At 72.5% G+C, this 21,288-nt stretch carries 18 protein-coding genes; 13 read left to right on the top strand and 5 right to left on the bottom strand.

What is annotated here, in order from left to right:
* Positions 1-51: 51 nt before the first annotated feature.
* The gene (gene tkt / locus EOD73_RS11465) at positions 52-2,070 is read right to left on the bottom strand and encodes a transketolase (protein ID WP_240660697.1); all 2,019 of its coding nucleotides are present in this window, start codon (positions 2,068-2,070) and stop codon (positions 52-54) included.
* 169 nt (positions 2,071-2,239) lie between these two features.
* On the opposite strand from tkt, the gene EOD73_RS11460 reads away from it, so the two are divergent.
* From EOD73_RS11460 to EOD73_RS11450, 3 genes are read left to right on the top strand one after another with little or no spacing between them, the layout of a single operon-like run.
* Positions 2,240-2,962, top strand: coding sequence for a nucleotidyltransferase family protein (locus EOD73_RS11460; protein ID WP_127683143.1), 723 nt, complete (start codon positions 2,240-2,242; stop codon positions 2,960-2,962).
* Positions 2,962-5,235: a diguanylate cyclase gene (locus tag EOD73_RS11455; protein WP_127683142.1), complete on the top strand. Its 2,274-nt coding sequence runs from the start codon at positions 2,962-2,964 to the stop codon at positions 5,233-5,235. The genes EOD73_RS11460 and EOD73_RS11455 overlap by 1 nt, the downstream gene beginning before the upstream one ends.
* A 13-nt stretch (positions 5,236-5,248) precedes the next feature.
* Positions 5,249-6,430 carry a GGDEF domain-containing protein gene (locus tag EOD73_RS11450; protein ID WP_127683141.1) on the top strand — a complete coding sequence of 394 codons (1,182 nt, stop codon included), beginning with the start codon at positions 5,249-5,251 and terminating at the stop codon, positions 6,428-6,430.
* Here the strand turns inward: EOD73_RS11450 and EOD73_RS11445 are convergent.
* Positions 6,408-7,388, bottom strand: a complete 981-nt coding sequence (locus EOD73_RS11445; protein WP_127683140.1) for a potassium channel beta subunit family protein — start codon at positions 7,386-7,388, stop codon at positions 6,408-6,410. The two genes, EOD73_RS11450 and EOD73_RS11445, sit on opposite strands and share 23 nt — an antisense overlap.
* A gap of 32 nt (positions 7,389-7,420) precedes the next feature.
* Between EOD73_RS11445 and EOD73_RS11440 the strand changes: the two genes are divergently transcribed.
* A complete protein-coding gene (locus EOD73_RS11440; RefSeq protein WP_240660696.1) occupies positions 7,421-8,596 on the top strand; it encodes an FAD-dependent monooxygenase in 1,176 nt (391 codons plus the stop codon).
* A gap of 12 nt (positions 8,597-8,608) precedes the next feature.
* Here EOD73_RS11440 and EOD73_RS11435 read toward each other — a convergent pair whose 3' ends face one another.
* Positions 8,609-9,178, bottom strand: a complete 570-nt coding sequence (locus tag EOD73_RS11435; protein ID WP_127683138.1) for a hypothetical protein — start codon at positions 9,176-9,178, stop codon at positions 8,609-8,611.
* 199 nt (positions 9,179-9,377) lie between these two features.
* Here EOD73_RS11435 and fba point away from each other — a divergent pair, with 199 nt between their 5' ends.
* From fba to EOD73_RS11410, 5 genes are all read left to right on the top strand, one after another.
* Positions 9,378-10,442, top strand: coding sequence for a class II fructose-bisphosphate aldolase (gene fba / locus EOD73_RS11430; protein ID WP_127683137.1), 1,065 nt, complete (start codon positions 9,378-9,380; stop codon positions 10,440-10,442).
* Between the two features lie 73 nt (positions 10,443-10,515).
* A complete protein-coding gene (locus tag EOD73_RS11425; RefSeq protein ID WP_127683136.1) occupies positions 10,516-11,460 on the top strand; it encodes a DUF3667 domain-containing protein in 945 nt (314 codons plus the stop codon).
* Entirely contained in the window at positions 11,453-13,135 is a 1,683-nt protein-coding gene (locus EOD73_RS11420) for an SWIM zinc finger family protein (protein WP_127683135.1), read from the top strand. Before EOD73_RS11425 ends, EOD73_RS11420 begins: the two co-directional genes overlap by 8 nt.
* Positions 13,136-13,172: 37 nt before the next feature.
* Positions 13,173-14,066: a phosphoribosylaminoimidazolesuccinocarboxamide synthase gene (locus EOD73_RS11415; RefSeq protein ID WP_127683134.1), complete on the top strand. Its 894-nt coding sequence runs from the start codon at positions 13,173-13,175 to the stop codon at positions 14,064-14,066.
* Between the two features lie 2 nt (positions 14,067-14,068).
* Positions 14,069-15,178: a hypothetical protein gene (locus EOD73_RS11410; protein ID WP_127683133.1), complete on the top strand. Its 1,110-nt coding sequence runs from the start codon at positions 14,069-14,071 to the stop codon at positions 15,176-15,178.
* A gap of 10 nt (positions 15,179-15,188) precedes the next feature.
* Here the strand turns inward: EOD73_RS11410 and EOD73_RS11405 are convergent, their stop codons facing one another.
* The gene (locus tag EOD73_RS11405) at positions 15,189-16,145 is read right to left on the bottom strand and encodes a tetratricopeptide repeat protein (protein WP_127683132.1); all 957 of its coding nucleotides are present in this window, start codon (positions 16,143-16,145) and stop codon (positions 15,189-15,191) included.
* Positions 16,146-16,249: 104 nt separating this feature from the next.
* Between EOD73_RS11405 and purE the strand changes: the two genes are divergently transcribed.
* From purE to EOD73_RS11385, 4 genes are read left to right on the top strand one after another with little or no spacing between them, the layout of a single operon-like run.
* Positions 16,250-16,714 (top strand): 5-(carboxyamino)imidazole ribonucleotide mutase, encoded by a 465-nt coding sequence (gene purE / locus EOD73_RS11400; protein ID WP_127683486.1) that lies wholly within the window; start codon positions 16,250-16,252, stop codon positions 16,712-16,714.
* Positions 16,711-17,886, top strand: coding sequence for a 5-(carboxyamino)imidazole ribonucleotide synthase (locus tag EOD73_RS11395; protein ID WP_127683131.1), 1,176 nt, complete (start codon positions 16,711-16,713; stop codon positions 17,884-17,886). Before purE ends, EOD73_RS11395 begins: the two co-directional genes overlap by 4 nt.
* A complete protein-coding gene (locus EOD73_RS11390; RefSeq protein ID WP_127683130.1) occupies positions 17,883-18,857 on the top strand; it encodes an L-threonylcarbamoyladenylate synthase in 975 nt (324 codons plus the stop codon). The genes EOD73_RS11395 and EOD73_RS11390 overlap by 4 nt, the downstream gene beginning before the upstream one ends.
* A 22-nt stretch (positions 18,858-18,879) precedes the next feature.
* Positions 18,880-19,836, top strand: coding sequence for an SGNH/GDSL hydrolase family protein (locus EOD73_RS11385; protein WP_127683129.1), 957 nt, complete (start codon positions 18,880-18,882; stop codon positions 19,834-19,836).
* Here the strand turns inward: EOD73_RS11385 and dacB are convergent.
* On the bottom strand, positions 19,833-21,260 hold the full coding sequence (gene dacB, locus EOD73_RS11380) for a D-alanyl-D-alanine carboxypeptidase/D-alanyl-D-alanine endopeptidase (RefSeq protein ID WP_127683128.1): 1,428 nt from the start codon (positions 21,258-21,260) through the stop codon (positions 19,833-19,835). The two genes, EOD73_RS11385 and dacB, sit on opposite strands and share 4 nt — an antisense overlap.
* Positions 21,261-21,288: the final 28 nt, after the last annotated feature.

The raw sequence follows: 21,288 nt of genomic DNA, 5'->3' as shown, positions 1-21,288 counted from the left end.
GAAGGTTGAAAAACAAAGCGGGACCCTGGTGAGGGGTCCCGCGAAATCCGATCAGCGCTTCTTCTTGAGCACCGCCTTGACGGTGGCCACCACGTTGGCGGCCGTGAAGCCGAAGTGCTCGAACAGCACGTTGCCCGGGGCCGACTCGCCGTAGCGGTCGATGCCGATCACGGCGTCGGGCGCGTACTTCCACCAGCCGTCGGTGACGCCGGCTTCGATGACGATGCGCGGCAGGCCCTTGGGCAGCACCGACTTCTTGTAGTCCTTGTCCTGGCGGTCGAACACGTTGGTGCTGGGCATGGAGACCACGCGCACGGCGATGCCGTCCTTGGCCAGCTGCTGCTGCGCGTGCAGTGCCCACTGCACTTCCGAGCCCGTGGCGACGATGACCGCCTTGGGCTTCTTCTTCAAACCGACTTCGCTCGGCTCGGCCAGCACGTAGGCGCCGCGGGCCACGACCGACAGGTCGGCCTTGGGGGCGTAAGGCAGGTTTTGGCGGCTGAGCAGCAGGGCGCTGGGGCCGTCTTGGCGGGCGATGGCCGCGGCCCAGGCCATGGCGGTTTCCAGGGTGTCGGCCGGGCGCCAGACGTCCAGGTGCGGGATCAGGCGCAGGCTGGCGGCGTGCTCGATGGACTGGTGCGTCGGGCCGTCTTCGCCCAGGCCGATGGAGTCGTGCGTGAACACGTGCACCACGCGGCGCTTCATCAGCGCGGCCATGCGGATGGCGTTGCGGCTGTAGTCGCTGAAGGTCAGGAAGGTGCCGCCATAGGGCAAGTAGCCGCCGTGCAGGGCCACGCCGTTCATGATGGCGGCCATGCCGAACTCGCGCACGCCGTAGTTGATGTGACGGCCGCCATTGGGCTTGCCGTCCTCAAAGCGCAGCGCGGGCGTGCTCTTGGTGTTGGTCAGGTTGGAGCCGGTCAGGTCGGCGCTGCCGCCCAGCATCTCGGGCAGCGCGGCGGTGAAGGCCTCCAGCGCCAGCTGGCTGGCCTTGCGGCTGGCCACCGTCTCGGCCTTGGCGTGGGTGCTGGCCAGCAGGTCGGCCACGGTCTTGGCGAAGGTCTCGGGCAGCTCGCCCCTCATGCGGCGGTCCAGCTCGGCGGCCAGGGCCGGGTGCTCCTTGGCGTAAGCCGCCAGGCGCTCGGCCCAGCTGGCTTGCAGCTTGGCGCCTTCGGCCTTGGCGTCCCAGTCGGCGTACACGCCCTCGGGGATGACGAAGGGCTCGTGCGTCCAGCCCAGCGCGGCGCGGGTCAGCGCGATCTCGTCGGCGCCCAGGGCCTCGCCGTGGGCCTTGGCCGTGCCGGCGCGGTTGGGGCTGCCTTGGCCGATGACGGTCTTGGCGCGGATCAGCGTGGGCTTGGCGGTGCTGGCCTGGGCCTGGGCGATGGCGGCTTGCATGGCGGCCACGTCGTGGCCGTCCACCGGGCCGATGACGTTCCAGCCGTAGGCTTCAAACCGCTTGGCGGTGTCGTCGGCGAACCAGGGGGCGACCTGGCCGTCGATGGAGATGCCGTTGTCGTCGTACACGGCGATCAGCTTGTTCAAACCCCAGGCGCCTGCCAGCGCGCAGGCCTCGTGGCTGACGCCTTCCATCATGCAGCCGTCGCCCAGGAAGACGTAGGTGCGGTGGTCGACCACGTTGTGGCCGGGGCGGTTGAACTCGGCGGCCAGCAGCTTCTCGGCCAGGGCCATGCCCACGGCGTTGGCGATGCCTTGGCCCAGCGGGCCGGTGGTGGTTTCCACGCCCGGGGTCACGTCCACTTCGGGGTGGCCGGGGGTCTTGCTGTGCAGCTTGCGGAAGTTGCGCAGCTCGCTCATGGGCAGCTCGTAGCCCGTGAGGTGCAGCAGCGCGTAGATGAGCATCGAGCCGTGGCCGTTGCTCAGCACGAAGCGGTCGCGGTCGATCCACAGCGGGTCGGCCGGGTTGTGCTTCAGGGCGCCGCCCCACAGCGCCACCGCGCATTCGGCCATGCCCATGGGGGCGCCGGGGTGACCGGAGTTGGCGGCTTGGACGGCGTCCATGGCCAGCGCGCGGATCGCGTGGGCCATCAAGGCGGTGTTCTTGGGCATGGTGGGGCAGCGCGGATTGGGGAAAACACGGGATTCTAGAAACCCCGGCACCGCCCGCTGTGGCAGGGATGCACAGCGCGGCTTGCCGCGCGGCGAAGCCGTCGACGGCAGGGCAAGCCCGGGGGGTGTCGCGCGCCCGGCGCCCCCCGCCACTGCGACACTGCGCGCCATGCGTCCTCCCAAGGCATTGATCCTGTGCGCCGGTCGAGGCGAGCGCCTGCGGCCGCACACCGACCACACCCCCAAGCCCCTGCTGCCCGTGCGCGGCCAGCCCCTGGTGGTGTGGCACCTGCAAGCCCTGGCGGCGGCGGGGGTGCGCGAGGTGGTGATCAACACCGCTTGGCTGGCCGAGGCTTTCGAGCCGGCGCTGGGCGACGGCAGCCGCTGGGGCTTGCGCCTGCGCTACAGCCACGAGGCGGCCTACGGGGGCGCGCTGGAAACCGCGGGCGGCATGGCCACGGCCTTGCCGGGCTTGGTGGAGCAGCCCGACGACCCGTTTTGGGTGGTGTCGGGCGACGTGTTCATCCCCGGCTTTGACTTTCCGGCCGCGGCGGTGGCCGCGTTCGCGGCGCGGCCCGAACGGCTCGCGCAGTTGTGGCTGGCCCCGAACGCGCCGCATCACCCGCAGGGCGATTTCGGCATCGACGCCGAAGGCTTGGCCTGCAGCCGTGCGCAAGGCTTTGAAGGGCCTTGCCTGACCTGGGCCAGCGTCGGTCTGTTCCGTGCGGGCTTGGTGGCGGGTGTGCGCCCGGGCCAGCGGCAAGCCCTGCGGCCTTGCTTGGAAGCGGCCATCGCCCAAGACCGGGTGGGCGCCCAGCGCCTGGAGACGCCTTGGGTCGACGTCGGCACGCCGGAGCGTTGGCAGGCCCTGAACGACGGGGCCTTGGCGTGATGGGCCGGCCGTCGGCGTGGGGCATGGCGGCCTTGGCGCTGACGGCGGGGCTCGTGGTCGGGGTGGGCTGGGGCGGCCTCGACCCCGCCATCGCGTTGGGCTTGTGCGTGCCTTGGGTCGCGGTCCTGGCTTGGCGGGAAGGCCGCGCGAACCGCGCCCAGGCCCTGTGGAGTGAGGCCAGCTTTGCCATGGACGAGGCGGTGCTGGTGTTCGACGCCGACGACCGCCTGGCCCTGATTTCGCCCGCGTTCACGGCGCAATACCCCGAGTGGCGGGACCTGCTGTACCTCGGCCAAACCTACGAGGCCTTGTTGCGTGACGTGGCCGCCAGCGGGCGGGCCGAGCTGCCCGCGGGGCAGGAGCGGGCCTGGGTGGCCCAACGCCTGGCCGTGCACCGCGCGGGCGGCGACACGCGCCTGCAGCGCCTGGCCGATGGCCGCACGCTGCGCATCGTCGAGCGCCGCTTGCCCGGCGGGGGCACGCTCAGCCTGCGAACCGACTGGACCGACCGGGTGGCGCAGGAGGACGCGCTGCGCGACGCCAGCACCGCGGCGCGGGCCGCCTCGGCCCTGCTGGAGGAGGCCCTCGAGGCCTTCCCGGCGGGGTTCGAGATCTGGGGACCCGACGACCGCCTGATCCGCTGCAACCAGCGCGTGCGCGAATTGCACCCCGGCACCGCTGACTTTTTACAGCCGGGGGTCCTGTTCACCGACCTGGCCCGCCGCAGCGCCGAGGCCGGCTACGTCCCGGCGGCCGTGGGCCGGGTGCAGGAATGGCTGGCCGAGCGCCTGGCGCAGCGGGGCAAGCTGGGGCGGCCCTTCTTGATGGAAACCGGGGGGCGTTGGCTGCAGGTGCAAGAGCAGCGCACGCCCTCGGGCTACCTCGTGGCCACGCGCCAAGACGTCAGCGAGCTGGTGGGTGCCCGCCACCTGCTGGCCCAGGCCAAGGCACAGGCCGAGCGCGAGCAGCAGTTGCTGCGTCGCGCGGTCGACGCGCTGCCGGTGGGCCTGGAGATTTACGACCCGCAGGGCAAGCTGCTCATCGTCAACCGCCTGTTCCGCAGCTGGAACCCGGATGTGGACTACGACGCCTTGATCGGCGGCACCTTCGAGCAGGCCGTGCGGGTGTCGCAGCGCCTGGGCCGCTTGCCGGTGGAGGCCCAGGGCCGCGAAGAGGAGTGGATCGCGCAGCGCGTGGCCCAGCACGGCCAGCGGCCCGAACCGCGGCTGCAGCGCTTGCCCGACGGGCGCGAGGTGCTGATGCAGGAGACGCGCACCCCCGAGGGCTTTGTGGTCACTGTGCGCCAGGACGTGACCGCCATCGGGCGCCAGGAGTCGCGCCTGGCGGCCAGCCAGGCGCAGTTGGAGGCGCTGATCCAAACCACGGGCGCGGCCATCATCACGATGGATTTGAGCGGCTGCTTCCTGAGCGCCAACCCGGCCGCCGAAGCCTTGCTGGGCTACAGCCAGGCCGAGCTCTTGGGCCAACCCGGCCAGCTGGTGCTGGCCGAGGACGACGCCAAGGTGCTGCGTGCGGAGCTGGGGCGCCACCTGCGGGGCGAGGACTCCAGCTGGCTGGGCACCCGCCGTCAGTTGAACGCGCGGCACCGCGACGGGCGGGCGCTGGTGCTCCAAGCCGCCATGAGCGAGGTCAAGGCCGCGGGCGAGCGCTTCTTCGTGGGCGTGATGACCGACGTCACCGAGCAGCGCCGCACCGAGGCCGAGCTGCGCGCCGCCAACGCCCGCCTGCAGCAACTCACGGGGGTGGACGAGCTGACGGGCTTGGCCAACCGCCGGGCGCTGATGGCGCAGTTGCAGCACCAATGGCAAAACGCACTCCGGTCTCAAACGCCCCTGGCGGTTCTGATGATCGATGTGGACTATTTCAAGCGCTACAACGACCGCCACGGCCACCAGGCCGGCGACGAGGCCTTGCGGGCGGTGGCGGCCATGATGCAGGATGCCGCCCGACGGGACACCGACATGGCGGCCCGCTACGGGGGGGAGGAATTCGTGATGCTGCTGCCGCATTGCGACGCCGCGGCCGCGGTGGACCGTGCCGAACTGCTGCGCGCCGCGCTGGCCGTGCGGGCCTTGCCGCATGGCGACGCCCCGCTGGGCCGATTGAGCGTGTCGATCGGCGTGCACGTGGCCGTGCCCCATGTGGGTGACGCGCCCGACGCCTGGCTGCGCCGGGCCGACGAGGCCCTGTACCGGGCCAAGGCCGCCGGCCGCGATGCCGTGGCCCTCAGCGGCGGCCTGAGCGCCAGCTAGCCGGCCCTGCGCCATGGGCGTCCACGACACCTTGCTCGCGGTGATCGGCCTGCTGGCCGGCAGCTTCGTGGGCCTGTGGCTGTTCTTGGGGCAAGCCCTGCGCGTGGCGTCGGCGGCGTCAGGGCGCTTCGCCGCGGCCAACCTGGTGCTGGTGGCCAGCGTCGTGCTCACCTTGCAGCGCAGCGCCCTGGCCGGCCCGGTGCCCGCGTTGGCCGCCTGGCCGGTGGCCGACGTCCTCGGCCTGTCGGCCTTCTGGCTGGCGCGCGGCGGGGTGCAGGCCCTCTTCAAGCGGCCCTCCACGGCCCGGCGCGATGCGCTCGGCCTGGGCCTGGTGGCGCTGGTGTACGCCGGTCTGCCGGTGGGGGCTGGGTCGGTGATGGCCTACTTTTGGCTGTACTCCTGCACGGCCGCGTGGCTGCTGAGCGGCTTGGCCGCCGACCTCTGGCGTGCCACGCAGCGCGAGTTCGGTCCTCGCATGGCCTGGGCCCTGGCCAGCCCCTTCGCGCTGGCGGCCTTGGTCATGGCGGGGCGCTTGCTCGGTCCCTCGCCCGACCCCCACGCGGGCGCCGCCGGCGACCCCTCGGGCACCCTGTGGGCCTTCGTGGTGCTGGCGCTGCTGCTCAACGGCAGCCTGGTGGTGGGCGTGCTCACGCGCTTGCTGCTGGTGCTGCGCCACCGCGCCGAGCGCGACCACCTGACCCAGCTCTACAACCGGCGCCAGTTCGACCACCTGCTGGCCCAGGAGTGGGCGCGCGCCGAGCGCCAGGGCGTGGGTTTTTGCCTGCTGCTGCTGGACCTGGACCACTTCAAGCGCGTCAACGACGAACTGGGGCACGCCGGGGGCGATGCGGCCCTGCGCCATGCGGCCGGGGTCTTGCAGGCGGGGTGCCGGGGCGTTGACACCTTGGCCCGCCACGGGGGCGAGGAGTTCGCCCTGCTGCTGCCGGCCACGCCCATGGCCGGGGGCCTGGAGCTGGCCGAGCGCCTGCGCCAAAGGCTGTCGTCCGCGGGCTTCGTGCACGGCGGGCGCCCCTGCACCCTGACGGCCAGCCTGGGCGTGGCCCACAGCACCGAGGCGACCGACCTGGAGGCCCTGTGCCGCCAGGCCGACCAGGCCCTCTACGCCGCCAAAGCGGCGGGGCGCAACTGCGTGCGCCCCCTGCCGGAAGCGCTCAAGCCGCCAGCGGCTTCGTGATCGCGTCGATGCGCGCCATCACCTCGGGCGTCAGCTTGTCGCGCAAGGCCAAGGCGCCCAGGTTCTCGTCCAACTGCGTGCGCTTGCTGGCGCCCAGGATGACCGTGGACACCCGCGGGTTCATCGTCAACCAGGCGATGGCCAACTGCGCCACGCTGCCGCCCAACTCGGCGGCGATGGGCAGCAGCTGCGCCACGGCGGCGTTGCGCTGCGCGTCCAGCAGGCCGTCGCGCAAGAAGGCCATGTTCTCCATCGCGCCGCGGCTGCCGGCCGGCACGCCCTCGCGGTACTTGCCCGTCAGCAGGCCGCTGGCCAGCGGGCTCCAGGTGGTCAGGCCCAGGCCGATTTCCTCGTACAGCCGGGCGTACTCCTGCTCCACGCGGCTGCGGTGCAGCAGGTGGTACTGCGGCTGCTCCATCAGCGGCTTGTGCAGGTGGTGGCGCTCGGCGATCTCGTAGGCGGCACGGATGTCGGCCGCCGGCCATTCGCTGGTGCCCCAGTACAGCGCTTTGCCCTGCTCGATCAGGTTGTGCATGGCCCACACGGTTTCTTCGATGGGCGTGTGCGGGTCGGGGCGGTGGCAGTAAATCAGGTCGATGAAGTCCAAGCCGAAGCGCTTCAGGCTGCCGTCCATGGCCTGCATCAGGTACTTGCGGTTCAGCGTGTCCTTGCGGTTCACGGTGTTGCCGTCGCGCTCCAAGCCCCAGAAGAACTTGGTGCTGACGATGTAGTTCAGGCGCGGCCAGCCCAGGCGCTTGAGCGCCTCGCCCATGACCACCTCGCTTTGGCCTTTGGCGTAGACCTCGGCGTTGTCGAAGAAGTTCACGCCGGCGTCGAAGGCGGCGGCCATCAGCTCCACGGCGGCGTCCACGTCCACCTGGTTGTGGTACGTGACCCAAGAGCCCAAGGACAGGGCAGAGACTTGCAGGCCAGCGCGGCCAAGGCGGTTGTAGTGCATGGGGAGGAAGGGCGGGTCCGTACGATGGGAGGGTGAGTGTGCCTTCCCCTTCCATCGCCGTGGTCGGCGCCGGCCCCGTGGGCCTGTGCGCCGCTCAACTTTTGGCCCAAGCCCTGCCGAGGGCGGCGGTTTCCGTGTTCGACGCCCGTCCGCTGGACGCCGACCTCACCCGCGACGCCCGCACCCTGGCCCTGGGCCTGGGCAGCGTGCAGCTGCTGCAGCGCCTGCAGGCCTGGCCGGCCGAGCAGGCCGAGCCCATCACCACCATCAGCGTCAGCCAGGTGCCGCCCGGTGCGGCCGAACTGCGCCTGACGGCGGCCGAGATGCGCGCGCCCCTGCTGGGTGCCGTGCTCGCGTACGGCAGCGTGCTCGGCGCGCTGCAAAGCGCTTGGCTGCATCAGCAGGCCGCAGCGCCGCAGCGCCTGCGCCATCAGTTCGGCCAGCGCGCCTCGGGCCTCAAGCCCTTGGGCGACGGCCGCGTGGAGCTGGACGCCGGCGTGGCTGAGGCCTTCGACCTCGTCGTGCTGGCCGAAGGGGGCCTCTTTGCCGACCAAGCCGGGCGCGAACTGCGCCGCGACTACGGCCAAACCGCCTGGGTGGGCGAGCTGCGCCTGGGCCCCGGCGTGCCGCGCGGGCTGGCGGTGGAGCGCTTCACCCGCAGCGGCCCGCTCGCGCTGCTGCCCTTGCCTGACGATGCGCAGGGCCGGCGTGCCGCTTTGGTCTGGTGCGTGGCCAGCACCGACGACCCGGTGGCCGCGCTGGACGACGGCCAACGCCTGACCGCGCTGCGCAGCCTGTTCCCGCCCGAGGCGCAGGACCTCACCGGCATCGGCCCGCTCAAGGCCTTTCCGCTGGGCCTGAACGCCGAGCGCCAGCAGGTGCAGGGCCGGGTGGTGCGCATCGGCAACGCATCGCAAACCTTGCATCCCGTGGCCGGCCAAGGCCTGAACCTGGGCCTGCGCGACGCCGTCTCCCTGGCCCGCGCGCTGCGTGACGCCGCGGGCCTGGACGAGGGCCTGGCCCGCTTCCAGCGCCAGCGCACGCCCGACCGCTGGATGCTGATGGGCGCCACCGACCTCTTCGCCCGTGGGTTTGCCGTCGACTTGCCCCTCGCCACCGGCCTGCGCGAGCTGGGCCTGCGCGCCCTGCAGCACCTGCCGCCGCTGCGGCAGGCCTTGGCGCGGCAGATGATGTTTGGGTGGCGGTGACCCGCCAGGGTCTCAAACCCGCAGCGTCACCAAGTCCAGTGCCAAGAGCCGCAGGCTCTCCTTGATCGCGGCTTCTTTCGCCAAGCGCTGGCGGTCGCTGCCCAGGACGTGGTCGCCCCAACCGGTCTGGGCCTGGGCGCGCACACGGCGCTGGTAGACGACCTTGTCGCCCTCGCGCAGGGTGTAGAGCACTTGGGACTGCGCCTCGGCGCCCAGCACCAAGCCGCCGGCGTCGAGTTGCAGCAGCTTGGCGTCGAGCGCGAAACGCCCTTGGCCGGGCAGCGCAGCCAGCAGGCTCAGGGCCCGCAGCTGGTCTTCCAGGCCGTCGCTCAGCACGGCGGTGTCGGCCGGGGTGCCCCAGAACCAGGCCAAGGTCTTCTTGAGCATGCCCGTGGCCGGGGCGTCGCCGCCCGTGACCTGGCCGAGCGCGATCTGGCCTTGGAGCTTGGGGTCCACCCAGCTTTGCCACTGCAGCACCTGGCGCACGCCCACGGGGGCGGGGCTGCGCACGGGCGCGCTGCAGGCGCCCAAGGCGGCCAGCGCGGGCAACAGCAGGACGAGGCGGCGGCGGTTCACGGACATGGTTCCAGTCTAGGAACGGCGCCCGCCCCGCAAACGCTGACGAAGTCCTGAAACACCGCGTAATTCGTGGGCCAGACGCCGCAGTTCCACCCCGACCGTGGGGGAATGGCGGCAGAGTGGCCTCCGTAGAATCCCGAGCAGTTACGGCGCGGTTACATCGCGCCTGGAAAGTCTTTTCAACTCCCCGCTGAGGTTTCCCATGGCACTCGTCTCGATGCGCCAGTTGCTCGACCACGCCGCCGAGCACGGTTACGGCATTCCTGCCTTCAACGTCAACAACTTGGAGCAGGTGCAGGCCGTCATGGCCGCGGCCGACGAGGTGGGCGCGCCGGTCATCCTGCAGGCCAGCGCCGGGGCGCGCAAGTACGCGGGCGAGCCCTTCATCAAGCACCTGATCCAGGCCGCCACCGAGGCCTACCCGCACATCCCGCTGGTGATGCACCAGGACCACGGCACCAGCCCCAAGGTGTGCCAAGGCGCCATCGACCTGGGCTTCGGCTCCGTGATGATGGACGGTTCGCTGCGCGACGACGGCAAGACGCCGGCGGACTTTGCGTACAACGTGGAAGTCACGCGCACCGTGGTCGAGATGGCGCACCGCGTGGGCGTGTCGGTCGAGGGCGAGCTGGGCTGCCTGGGCAACCTGGAAACCGGCGACGCTGGCGAGGAAGACGGCATCGGCGCCGAGGGCAAGCTCAGCCACGACCAGATGCTGACCGACCCCGAAGAGGCGGCGCAGTTCGTCAAGGCCACCCAACTGGACGCGCTGGCCATCGCCATCGGCACCAGCCACGGCGCCTACAAGTTCAGCCGCAAGCCCACGGGCGACATCTTGGCCATCGGCCGCGTGAAAGAGATCCACGCCCGCATCCCCAATACCCACCTGGTGATGCACGGCTCCTCGTCGGTGCCGCAAGAGCTGCTGGCCATCATCAACCAGTACGGCGGCCAGATGAAGGAGACCTACGGCGTGCCCGTCGAGGAGATCCAAGAGGCCATCAAGCACGGCGTGCGCAAGATCAACATCGACACCGACATCCGCCTGGCGATGACGGGTGCGGTGCGCAAGTTCCTGGCCGAGAACCCCGACAAGTTCGACGCCCGCGAGTGGCTCAAGCCCGCCCGCGCCGCGGCGCAGGCCATTTGCAAGCAGCGCTACCTGGAGTTCGGCTGCGAAGGCCAAGGCCGCGCCCAGAAGCCGCGCACCCTCGTGGACATGGCCGCGGCGTATGCCAAGGGCGAGCTGGCCCAGCAGGTGAACTGAGACACTTCAGCGCCCCTGACGCTTGACGCACGGCGGCCCTTGGGCCGCCGTGTTGCTTTCCGAACGCCCTGCCATGAGCGACACGCCCCCCAGCCACTGCCCCAACTGCGACCACCGCCTCGCGCCCTGGGACCACTACTGCAGCCAGTGTGGGCAGCACGCCCAAAACCACCCACCCACGCTGTGGGAGTTCGTGCACGAGTGGATCGCCCACTACGTGGCCGCCGAGGGCGTGCTGTGGAAGAGCCTGTGGGGCCTGATGGCCCGCCCGGGCTTCCTGACGCTGGAGTACCTGGCGGGCCGGCGCCGCCGCTACGTGCTGCCCCTGCGCTTGGTGCTGACCCTGGGCTTGGTGTTCTTCCTGCTGCTCAAGCTGTCCGTGTCGCCGACCGACATGGTGCAACTGGACCCCAAGGAGCGGGCGGCCATCGAGGCCGACGCGCCCTGGTCCGCGGCCTCGGGCCCGGTGCCCAGCGTGCCGCCCAAGCCTGCGGCGTCGGCGATCCAAGCCGCCCGTGCGGCGTCGGCGGCGTCCGAACCCATCGAGGCCGACGAGCCGCAGGCCCGCTTCGACGGCACCCCGGCCTGGATGCAGGAGCGCGCCCAGCGGGTGTGGGAGCACTACCGCAAGGAGCCCGAAGCCTTCAACAAGAAGCTCTGGGCCTCGGTGATGGGCATGGCGCCCTACGCGGTGCTGGCGTCCATTCCGTTTTACGCCGGCCTGCTCGCGCTGGTCACCTGGGGGCGCCGGCGCACCTACGGCGAGCACTTCGTGTTCGCCATGCACCTGCACGCCTTTTGGTACGGCTGCCTGCTGCTGGCGCTGATCCCCTCGGCCGTCGTGGGCTTCGGGGTCTGGGCTTGGTCCAACCTGTACCCGCTGATCGCCCTGCGCCGGGTCTACGGTGGGCGCTGGCCCACGGTGCTGCTGCGCGCAACGGTGCTGGTCGTGCTGCACTGGATCTTGCTGGGTCTGGGGATGTTGACCGTGCTCGCGCTTGGGGCCATGAGTGCGTGAGGCCGCGCGGCAGGGGGCCGACCGCACCCTGCTGGAGGCCCTGAGCAACGACGCCCTGGCGCGGGACTGGCCGCCCGCGGTGCTGGCCCGCGCCGTGGGGCCCTTGAGCGCCGCGCACGAAGGCGCGACGCAGGCCGTGACAGCGACGGTCCAAGGCAGCCGGGCCTACGCCGTGCGCCTCACCCACGCCCCCGGGGTGCGCCTGCGCGCCCAGTGCGACTGCCCGCACGCCCGCAGCGGCCACCCCTGCAAGCACGCGGCGGCCGTGGCCATGGTGTGGCGGGCGGCCTTGGGCGAGGCCGTGGCGGCGCCGCCCATCGCCCCGCCCGAACGCGAGCCGGCCTGGGCCGCCTTCGTGCGCGCCCAGCCGCCCGAGGCCCTGGCCCAGCGGCTGTTGGACTGGGCGGCCGTGGACCCCGGTCTGCGCCGCAACTTGCAGGCCTGGGCGGCCCTGGCGGCCCCCGCCAGCGACACCGCGGCCGCGCGCCGCGCCGTGGCCGCCTTTTTGGCCGCGCCGGCCGGGGGCTTGCGCGCCCGCACCTGGCCGGCGCACCTGCGCCGCGCGCAGGGCGTGCTGGGCTTGGTCGACGGCTGGCTGAGCGAGCGCCCCGCCTTGGCCGTGCAGGCCTGCGCCTGGGCCCTGGCCCGGCTGCGCCGCAGCGCGCGCCGGGTGGGCGACGCCCAGGGGCAGGCCGACGACCTGATGCGGGCCTTGGTGGCCCGCTGGTGTCAGGCCTTGCCGGCGTCCGGCTGGTCGCCCGCCGAGTGCGCCGCGGCCGCGGACGCGCTCGCGGTCGACGACGCCGAGGGCGTGGTCGACCGCGCGGCCGTGCTCGCCGCCTTGTCGCCCGAGGCCGTGGCCCGCTGGGGCCAGCGCCTGGCCGAGCGCTGGGCGACGCGGCGTGACGACCCCGAGGCCGACCCTGACGAGCGCGCCGCCGCCAAGCAAGCCTGGCGCGCCCACCTGCAGGCCACGGGCGATGGGCCGGGCGAACTGGCGCTGCTGCGCGAGGACCTGCGCAGCGCCGACGACCACCTGGCCCTGGTGCAGGCCCTGCAGCGCTGGGGCCGGCAGCGCGAGGCCGTCCAGGCCGCCGAGCAGGCCCACCGCGCGCACCCTTGGCACGCGGGCCTGGAAGCCGCCTTGGTGGCCGTGTACGAACGCGACGGCTGGGACGCCGAGGTGCTGGCCCTGCGCCGCAGCGCCTTCGAGCGCGCGCCCAGCGTGGCCGGCTACCACGCGCTGCTGCAGGCGGCGGCCAATGCCGGGGCCGACGTGGCGCGCGAGCGCGAGCGCTGCTGGGCGGCGCTGGATGCCGCCCCCGGCTTCACCGCCGAGACCCTGGCCGGCCTGCGCCTGGACCTGTGGCGCAGCGAGGGCCGCGTCGACGAGGCCCTGGCCTGGTTGGCGACGCCTCGCGCCGTGCCCGCCGGGGCCTTGCGCCGCTGGGTGGGCGAGCTGCCGGCCGAGCACGACGCCGTGGCCGCCGACTGGCTCAAGCGCCTGCTGGCCGATGAGCTGCGCCAAGCGCGCGCCCCCTTCGAGGGCGCGCTGGCCCTGGTGCGCGAGACCCTGGGCCGCCTCTCCCCCGAGGCCGGCCGCCTGTGGCTGGCCTGGCTGAAGTTGGAGCACCGCGCCCAGCCCGGTTTCGTCCAGGCGCTGCGCGGCCTGTGACAATTCCCGCCTTTGCTGCCCCCGTCCCTTGCGAACCATGACCACCGCCCTGCTTTCGTCCTCCCTGCACTCGCTGCCCCTGCTGGCCCGCGGCAAGGTGCGCGACAACTACGCGGTGGGCGACGACCGCATCCTGATGGTGGCCACCGACCGCCTGTCGGCCTTCGACGTGGTCATGGGCGAGCCCATCCCCGGCAAGGGCGCGCTGCTGACGCAGATGGCCTTGTTCTGGTTCGAGAAGCTCCAGGACGTGGTGCCCAACCACCTCACCGGTGACGACCCGCTGAGCGTGGTCGCGGCCGACGAGGTCGCGCAGGTGCGCGACCGCGCCATGCTCGTCAAGCGCCTCAAGCCCCTGCCCATCGAGGCCGTGGTGCGCGGCTACCTGGCCGGCAGCGGCTGGAAGGAGTACCAAGCCGGCCAGGCGGTCTGCGGCGTGCCGCTGCCGGCGGGCCTGCAAAACGCCTCCAAGCTGCCCGCGCCCATCTTCACCCCGGCCACCAAGGCCGACGTGGGCGACCACGACGAGAACATTTCCTTCGAGCAGGCCGCCGCCCTCATCGGGCCCGAGATGGCCGCCAAGGTGCGCGACACCGCCATCGCCCTGTACCAACGCGCCGCCGACTACGCGCTGACCAAGGGCATCATCATTGCCGACACCAAGTTCGAGTTCGGCCTGGACGCCGATGGCACCTTGACGCTGATGGACGAGGTGCTGACGCCCGACTCCAGCCGCTACTGGCCCATCAGCGGCTACCAGGCCGCCTTCGAGCAGGGCGCCAACCCGCCCAGCTTCGACAAGCAGTTCGTGCGCGATTGGCTCGAGGCCCAGCCCTGGAACAAGACCGCACCTGCGCCGGCCCTGCCGCCCGAGGTCGTGGCCCAGACGGCGGCCACCTACGCCGAGGCCTTCGCGCGCCTGAAGGGCTGAGCATGAAGTCCCGCTTGCTGGCCCGCGTCGAGCAGGAACTGCAAGCGGCCGAGGCCGCCGGCCAACGCCTGCCCTCCTTGATCTTGCGCGCCCAGCGCGCGCTCTTGCTCATCCGCCAGGGTGAGCTCAAAACGGCGCGCGACGAGCTCACGGGCCTGCACCAGCTCGCCTTCGCCAGCCCCCACCCGGAGTTGGCCGCCTGGCTGCACCTGGCCGAAGGCCTGATCGGCTACCTGAACGACCTCGGCACCCAGGCCACTGAGCATTTCCAAAAGGCCCAGGCCCTGGCCCGGGCCGGCGGGGCCAAGGCCGCCGAGGCGCAGGCCTACCGCTACCTGGCCAACATGGCCTATTACCGGCACGACCTGCCGGCCCTGGTGCGGCACGCCCAAGCCGGCTTGGCCCTGCCGGCCGACACCGACCTGGTGGCCCACGCGGGCATCCACCTGTGGGTGGCCCTGGCCCACCTGTACGCCGGGGATGCGGCGGCCTCGCGCCCTTGGCAACTGGCCTGCCGCGCGCTGGCCACCCGGGCGGGCGACGACGCCACCGTGGCCTCGCTGGTCTACAACACCGCCGAACTGCGCGTGGCGCACGTCCGCCAGGCCGAGCTGGGGGAGGGCGGCCAGGCGGCCTTGCCGGCGCTCTTGGCCAGCGTGAACTCGGCCGACAACTTCGAGCGCGCGGTGGGCATCGCCTCCTTGCAGGTGCTCAACCCGCTGCTGCGCGCCAAGGTGCTGGTCGTGGAAGGGCAGTTCGCCGAGGCCGTGGCCTTGTACGACGCGAATCTGCAATCCGCCGTGGAGCAGGGCCTGCAGCGGCTGGAATCCTCGCTCTTGGCCGACTTGGCTTGGTGCCACGCCCAACTCGGGCGCGCCGACCAAGCCCGCCACATGGCGACGGTGGCCGAGCAGGCCCTCACGCCCCAGGTGCACCACGACGACCGCGGCGTGACGCACGGCCGCCTGGCGCAGGTGCACGGGCTCTTGGGGCAGGCGGCCGACGCCGCGCGCCACGCGGCCCAAGCGCGCGAGGCCTGGGCGGCGTTCGCTGCCTTGCAGGCGCAATGGCGCGCCGGGCTGGCGGCCAGCGGCCTGCAGCCCAGCGCCTGAGCTCAGGCGCTCAGAACAGCGCCATGCTCAGCTTGCGGCGGTAGGCGTCCACCACCGGGTCGGCCGGGGCCGTCACGGCGTGGCCGGTCAGCTGCAGCTTGCTGGCGCCGGCCTCCTTGCCGGGGGCGGGCTTGGGCAGGGGCTTGGTCAGGATTTCGAGCAGGGCGACGTAGAGCTTGCGCGCGGCCTGGTCGTTCCAGGCCTTGTCGCGCATCACGATCTCCAGCAGCTCGTCCATCGCGGCGGGGAAGTCGCCGCGCGCGGCGTGCGTTTGCGCCAGCAAGAAGCGGGCGTCGAAGTCGCGCTTGTTGGTGGCGATGGCGGCTTGCAGCGCACCGGCGTCGGCGCCCTGCGCTGCCTGCAGCGCGGCCAGCCATTGGCCCAGCGCTGCAAAGCGCGCGTGCGGCGTGATCTTGTCGGCGGCCAACGCGGCCACGGGCTCGAAGGCAGCCTGCGCGGCGGCCAGGTGCCCGCCTTCGATCAAGGCCTTGACCAGGTCGAAGCGCGCCACCTCGTTGCCCGGGTCGGCGTCCAGCGCGTCTTGCAGTCGGGCCAGCGCGGCGTCGGTGTCGCCCTGGTCCAGCAAGGCCTCGGCCTCTTGCACCTCGGCCTCGGCGGCCAGCGCGCCTTCGCTGGGCACGTGCTTGTCCAGGAACTGGCGGATCTGCTCGGCCGGCAGGGCGCCGACGAAGCCGTCCACCGGCTGTCCGCCGACGAACATCACGCAGAACGGGATGGAGCGCACGCCGAAGGCGGCCGAGAGCTGACCGGCGATCTCGGGCTGCTCGTCGCTGTTGAGCTTGGCGAGCACGAAGCGGCCGGCGTACTCCTCCTCCAGGCGCTCCAGCACCGGCCCGAGGGACTTGCAGGGGCCGCACCAGGGCGCCCAAATGTCCAGCAGGACGGGGGTCTGCACGCTGGCGGCCAGCAGGTCGTTTTGGAAGTTCTCGAGGGTGATGTCGATCATGGGGAGGGCAGGTGAGGGGGACTGCCTAAAATTCAATCTGTTTGAGCGACCCAGCGCAAGGAGCGCGAGTGACCAACCCGACCAACCCACGCATCGGCGTGGTGATGGGCTCCAGCAGCGACTGGGAGACCCTGAAGGCAGCGGCCGAGATTCTCACGGAGTTCGGCGTGCCCTTCGAAGCCCAGGTGGTTTCGGCCCACCGCATGCCCGACGACATGTTCCGCTACGCCGAAAGCGCGCTGGGCCGCGGCCTGAAGGCCATCATCGCCGGCGCCGGCGGCGCGGCCCACCTGCCGGGCATGATCGCCGCCAAGACCACCGTGCCCGTGCTGGGCGTGCCCGTGGCCTCGCGCCACCTGCAGGGCGTCGACAGCCTGCACTCCATCGTGCAAATGCCCAAGGGCATCCCGGTGGCGACCTTCGCCATCGGCGCCGCCGGTGCGGCCAACGCGGCCCTGTTTGCCGTGGCCATGCTGGCGGGCAGCGACCCGGCGCTGCAGGCCCGCCTGCAGGCCTTCCGCGAGAAGCAAACCGCCGCGGCCCGCGCCATGAGCGCCGAGCTGAAATGAGCGACGCCTTGTTGCCGGGCGCCTGGCTGGGCATGCTGGGCGGCGGTCAGCTGGGCCGCATGGCCGTTCACGCCGCGCAAAGCCTGGGCTACCGCGTGGCCGTGCTGGAGCCGGACCCGGCCAGCCCCGCCGGCGCGGCCGCCGACTGGCACCTGCAAGCCGCCTACACCGACCCGCAGGCCCTGGCCGAGCTGGCGAAAGCCTGCGGCGCCGTGAGCACCGAGTTCGAGAACGTGCCCGCCCAGGTGCTCGACACCCTGGCGGCCTCCCTGCCCGTGGCCCCGGCCGGCGCGGCCGTGGCCGTGTGCCAAGACCGCGCGCTGGAAAAGGCCCACTTCGCCAAGAGCGGCGTGCCCTGCGCGCCGCATGCGGTGCTCTGCACCCCGGCCGACCTGGACGCCGTGCCCGACGCCCTGCTGCCCGGCATCCTCAAAACCGCCACGATGGGCTACGACGGCAAGGGCCAGCGCCGCGTGCGCAGCCGCGAGGAGCTGCGCGCGGCCTTCGCCGAGCTCGGCGGCGTGCGCTGCGTGCTCGAGGCCTTATTGCCGCTGGCGGCCGAGCTCAGCGTCATCGTGGCCCGCGGCCGCGACGGCGCCATGGTCACCCTGCCCGCGCAGCGCAACTGGCACGTGGGCGGCATCCTGGCCACCACGGTGGTGCCCGCCACGGGCATCGACCCGGCGCTGATCGCCCAGGCCGAGGCCTCGGCCCGCGCCATCGCCGACGCCTTCGGCTACGTCGGCGTGCTGTGCACCGAGTTCTTCGTGCTCGCCGACGGCCGCCTGCTCGCCAACGAAATGGCCCCGCGCCCGCACAACAGCGGCCACCACAGCATCAACGCTTGCACGGTGTCGCAGTTCGAGCTGCAGGTGCGGGCCATGGCCGGCCTGCCCCTGGGCACCCCGCGCCTGCACAGCCCGGCGGTGATGCTCAACCTGCTGGGGGACCTGTGGTTCGACGCCCAAGGCGCTCAGCGGGAACCCGATTGGCCCGGCGTGCTGGCCCTGCCCGGCGTGCACCTGCACCTCTACGGCAAGACCGAACCGCGCCGCGCCCGCAAGATGGGCCACCTGACGGTGACCGCCGGCTCGCAGCCCGAGGCCTTGGCCGTGGCGCGCCAGGTGGCCGCCCGCCTGGGCCTGCCAACCGACGGGCTGGACGGCGCGTGAGCCTGCTCAGCGTGGCCCAAGCGGCGCAGGCCCTGGCCGATGGCGGCCTGGTGGCCCTGCCCACGGAGACCGTTTACGGCCTGGCCGCCCGGGCCGACGACGACCGCGCCGTGGCGAAGATCTTCGCCACCAAGGGCCGGCCGGCCGACCACCCGCTCATCGTGCACGTGGCCGACGCCGCGGCCGCCCAGGCCTTTGCCGCCGACTGGCCCGCGCTGGCCCAGCGCCTGACGGCCGCGTTTTGGCCCGGCCCGCTCACCGTCATCGTGCCGCGCCGCGCGGGGGTGGCCGAGGGCGCCGCCGGCGGCCACGCCACCATCGGGCTGCGTTGCCCGTCGCACCCCGGGTTCGCCGCCGTCCTGACCGAGGCCCAGCGCCTGGGCGTGCCTGGCCTGGCCGCGCCCAGTGCCAACCGCTTCGGGCGCGTCAGCCCCACCACCGCCCAGCACGTGCTGGATGAGTTCGGTGGGGCGGTGCCGGTGCTCGACGGCGGTGCCTGCGACGTGGGCATCGAGTCGACCATCGTCGATTGCTCCCGCGGCCACCCGGTGCTGCTGCGGCCGGGCACCCTGTCGGCGGCCGCCTTGGCCGCCGCCGCGGGCGAAGCCCTGCGCGCCCCCGACGCCCAAGCCCCCAAGGCCGCCGGCACCTTGGCGGCGCACTACGCCCCCCACGCCCGCCTGCGCCTGTTCAGCCCGGCCGGCTTGGCGCAGGCCCTGGCCGAAGCCGCCGCCCGGGCGCCGGCGGGCCTGGCGGTATATTCCCGCGCCCGTTGGGCCCACGCGGCCTGGCGCTGGGTGGCCATGGCCGACGACCCGGGTTTGACGGCAAGGCAACTGTTCGCCACCCTGCGGCGCTTGGACGACGAGGGCGTGCGCGAGATTTGGGTCGAAGCCCCCCCGGGCGACGACCCGCGATGGGCCGGGGTGCTGGACCGCCTGCAACGGGCGGCCGCAGCCCACCCGTCATGAATTGAGTGTTGGAGATCCTGTGATGAACGCTGCGCGCTGGCGCCTGGGCCTGCTGGCCACCTCCCTGACCGCCCTGTTGGTCGCTTGCGGTGGCGGAGGCGGTCAGGTCGAGCCCTTCAAGCCCACGCGCCTGCTGTCCTTTGGCGACGAGTCCAGCTTGGTCCTACCCGACGGCCGTCGCTACGGCATCAGCGACTTCAAGCGCAACGCCACCGACGGCACCATCATCGCCCCCGCGACCCTGGACTGCGCCGCCTCGCCGGTGTGGACGCAAACCCTGGCCAACAACTTTGGCCTGGTGATGGCCGCTTGCAACCCGGAAGCGAAGACGGTCACCGCGTTCCAGTACGCGACCCTGGGTGCGAAGGTGGCCGACATCAAGACCCAGGTCGACCAGCACCTCGCCAGCGGCACGGTGGGGCCGAAGGACCTGATCACCATCATGGCCGGCAGCAACGACGTGGTGGAGCTGTACCAGCAGTACCCCGCGCTGACCGAGGCCCAGATCAAGGACCAATTGACCGTGCGCGCGCGGGCCCTGGCCGCCCAGGTCAACCGCTTGGCCAACGCCAACGGCCGCATCGTGGTGTCGACCATCGCCGACCTGGGCCTGACGCCCTACGGCCTGGCCCAGAAAGCGGCCAACACCGACACCGACCGGGCCGCGCTGCTGACGCGCCTGACCGAAACCTTCAACACGGCCATGCGCCTGGACCTGCTGAACGACGGTCGCCTCATCGGCCTGGTGCTTTTGGACGAGTCGATCTCGCAGGTCGTTCGCTTCCCCAGCCTGCAGTCGCTGGCGAACGTGACGGCCGCGGCCTGCGCCACGCCCCTGCCGAACTGCACCACCAGCACCCTGGTGGCCGACGCGAACGCCAACACCTGGCTGTGGGCCGATGCACAGCGCCTGTCGCCCCGGGGCCAGGCCCTGCTGGGTCAGTTGGCCCTGACCCGCGCGGTCAACAACCCCTTCTAAGCGCCGGCGGCCCAGCGCACCGCGGCGTCGAGCACGCCGCGGCCGCTGCGCGCTTGCGGGTGCTGCAGCATCGCCACCAAGGCCCAGCGTTGCCCGTCCTGGGCCTGCACGTAGCCGGCCACCGCCGCCACGTCGCGCAGCGAGCCGGTTTTGAGGTGGGCGCGCGCCTGCGCGCCGCCGAAGCGCGTGGGGTCGCGCGACAAGGTGCCGTCCACGCCCGCCAAGGGCAAGGAGGCGGCGAACTCCGGCATCACGGGGCTTTGCCAGGCGGCCTGCAGCAGCTGCCCCAGTTGGGCCGCGCTGAGCTGGGCCTGCCGCGACAGGCCCGACCCGTTGTCCAGCACGAAGCTGCCCTCGGCCCAGCCCAGGCGCGCTTGCAGCCAGGCGGCCAGGCGTTGGCGGGCGGCGGCGCGGGTGGCCGGTCGGTCGCCCGCTTCCCAGGCCAGGGTCAAGGCCAACTGCTCGGCCATCAGGTTGTTGCTGTGCTTGTTGATGTCGCGCACGACCTCGGCCAGCGCCGGCGAGCTCCATTCGAAGCTGGGCGGCGTGGTGGGGGCAGGGCCCGAGCGCACCTGGCCGCGCCACTGCCCGCCCAACTCGCGCCACACCTGGGCCAGCAAGCGCGCGTTGTAGGTCGCTGGGTCGGCATCGGCCAGCGGCCACTGCTGCGGCCCGCATGCGGCAGGCAGGCTTCCGGCCAGGTGCAGGGGGGCCGGCTGCCCGGGCGATTCGACCCAGTTGGCGCGCAGGGCCCCGCGCGGGTCGCGGCAGGGCCCCGGGCGCAGCGGCACTTGGAGCAAGGGCGGCAGGCCCGTGTCGGCGCGCACCCAGGCCACGCCGGCTTCGGCGTCGGGGCGGATGGCCAAGGTGTGCGACTTGAAGTTCAGCAGGAGTGCGTCGGGCTGCACATTGCCCGGACTCCAGGCCTCGCCGTCGAAGTCGGCGGGCGACTGCGGTTCGGGCGCGAAGGCGCTGCTGTCCAGCACGAGGTCGCCGTCGATCTCGCGCACGCCCAGTTGCTGCACGCGGCGCAGCAGCAACCACAGGCGCTCCAGCACCAGGCTGGGGTCGCCGCGGCCTTGAATCACCAAGTCGCCCTTCAGCACGCCACGCGCCGCGTCCACGCGCCCGTCCAACCAGACCGGGGTGCGCCAGCGCCAGCCGGGGCCGAGCTGCGTCAAGGCCATCCAGGTGGTGGCCAGCTTGGCCAAGGAGGCGGGGTTGTGCGGGGCCTGGGCGCGCCACGCCAGGCGCGGCTCGCCCCCTTGCACCGGGGCGCACCACAGGGCCAGGGCGCTGGCGGGCAGCTGCGCTTGGCGCAGCGCCTGTTGAACCGCGTCGGGCAGGACGGCGCTGGGCACCTGGCCCCAGGCGCTGGCGCTCGCCCAGGCCAGCGCGAGCGACAAGGTGTCACGACGTTTCATGGCGCCATCCTAGAGGGGGTGCCACCTA

The sequence above is a fragment of the Inhella crocodyli genome, assembly GCF_004004565.1.
GTDB classification, from domain to species: domain Bacteria; phylum Pseudomonadota; class Gammaproteobacteria; order Burkholderiales; family Burkholderiaceae_C; genus Inhella; species Inhella crocodyli.
This window is presented reverse-complemented; position numbering and strand designations above follow the sequence as displayed.

Excerpts from the sequence above, each read along its gene's own strand:
- purE (WP_127683486.1), top strand. The coding sequence starts at position 16,250 with ATGGGCTCCAGCAGCGACTGGGAGACCCTGAAGGCAGCGGCCGAGATT.
- EOD73_RS11425 (WP_127683136.1), top strand. The coding sequence starts at position 10,516 with ATGAGCGACACGCCCCCCAGCCACTGCCCCAACTGCGACCACCGCCTC.
- fba (WP_127683137.1), top strand. The coding sequence starts at position 9,378 with ATGGCACTCGTCTCGATGCGCCAGTTGCTCGACCACGCCGCCGAGCAC.
- EOD73_RS11450 (WP_127683141.1), top strand. The coding sequence starts at position 5,249 with ATGGGCGTCCACGACACCTTGCTCGCGGTGATCGGCCTGCTGGCCGGC.
- dacB (WP_127683128.1), bottom strand. The coding sequence starts at position 21,260 with ATGAAACGTCGTGACACCTTGTCGCTCGCGCTGGCCTGGGCGAGCGCC.
- EOD73_RS11385 (WP_127683129.1), top strand. The coding sequence starts at position 18,880 with ATGAACGCTGCGCGCTGGCGCCTGGGCCTGCTGGCCACCTCCCTGACC.
- EOD73_RS11445 (WP_127683140.1), bottom strand. The coding sequence starts at position 7,388 with ATGCACTACAACCGCCTTGGCCGCGCTGGCCTGCAAGTCTCTGCCCTG.
- EOD73_RS11410 (WP_127683133.1), top strand. The coding sequence starts at position 14,069 with ATGAAGTCCCGCTTGCTGGCCCGCGTCGAGCAGGAACTGCAAGCGGCC.
- EOD73_RS11455 (WP_127683142.1), top strand. The coding sequence starts at position 2,962 with ATGGGCCGGCCGTCGGCGTGGGGCATGGCGGCCTTGGCGCTGACGGCG.
- EOD73_RS11415 (WP_127683134.1), top strand. The coding sequence starts at position 13,173 with ATGACCACCGCCCTGCTTTCGTCCTCCCTGCACTCGCTGCCCCTGCTG.
- EOD73_RS11405 (WP_127683132.1), bottom strand. The coding sequence starts at position 16,145 with ATGATCGACATCACCCTCGAGAACTTCCAAAACGACCTGCTGGCCGCC.
- EOD73_RS11435 (WP_127683138.1), bottom strand. The coding sequence starts at position 9,178 with ATGTCCGTGAACCGCCGCCGCCTCGTCCTGCTGTTGCCCGCGCTGGCC.
- EOD73_RS11395 (WP_127683131.1), top strand. The coding sequence starts at position 16,711 with ATGAGCGACGCCTTGTTGCCGGGCGCCTGGCTGGGCATGCTGGGCGGC.
- EOD73_RS11460 (WP_127683143.1), top strand. The coding sequence starts at position 2,240 with ATGCGTCCTCCCAAGGCATTGATCCTGTGCGCCGGTCGAGGCGAGCGC.
- tkt (WP_240660697.1), bottom strand. The coding sequence starts at position 2,070 with ATGCCCAAGAACACCGCCTTGATGGCCCACGCGATCCGCGCGCTGGCC.